The sequence below is a fragment of the Alteromonas sp. KUL106 genome (assembly GCF_009811415.1).
Taxonomy (GTDB): Bacteria; Pseudomonadota; Gammaproteobacteria; order Enterobacterales; family Alteromonadaceae; genus Alteromonas.
The window spans coordinates 1-707 of sequence record NZ_BLIG01000012.1 but is presented as its reverse complement, the minus strand read 5'-3'; the positions used below and the strand labels follow the sequence as shown (position 1 = coordinate 707).

Annotated in this window: 1 pseudogene; it reads right to left on the bottom strand. The window is 44.1% G+C overall.

From position 1 onward, the window contains the following. Positions 1–707 (bottom strand): annotated as a pseudogene (locus tag GVO63_RS04940) (AAA family ATPase); the annotation flags it as partial.

Genomic DNA, 707 nt, shown 5'->3' with positions numbered 1-707 from the left:
CGTCGTCTTGCCCTAGTTCAACGATTCCTTCAACGTCGTCGCTGTCAGTATTTGTTTCGTTTTTATCGCCTTCTAATGAATCCGGTTGTTCTTCATCATCACTTGGAAGTTCGCTAGAATCCACCACATCATCAGACTCTAGGCTTTGCAGTAACTCATCAAACTCTGCACTGTCTAAATCATCAAGAATTTCGTTGTCATCAACACTGTCGTCATCATTGGAAGCAGACAACCAATCATCAAGACCGGGGACGTCGTCTAATTCATCGAAGTCTTGATTATCGCTATCATTAGGGCTATTTTCCTTCGGCGAAGCATCATCACTCGTAGACGTTTCATGCAACCCGTTATCTTCACCTTCAATGACGCCATCAACTTCTTGTTCTAGTTCAAAACTTTCAATTTCGTCGAAAGCTTCATTAAGCAGACTATCGTCATATTCATCATCACTGCCCGGCTCTTCGTCAGATGACGTCTGTTCTGGCTCTCTAAGAGTGTCGTCAACTGCCGAATCTTCACGGTCTTTTAGCGTATCGTCTTTTTGAGGCGTTTCTTCTACGCCCATTTGACTGAACGATGGAATGTCATCCATCATCTGTTTTTCAAACGCTTCTATAGCGTCATCCAATGGGTCCTCAGATGCTAGAGAGTCGGCTTCCGTCTCTACGCTAGCATCATTCTCAACCGCTTCATCTGCACTTAATTCT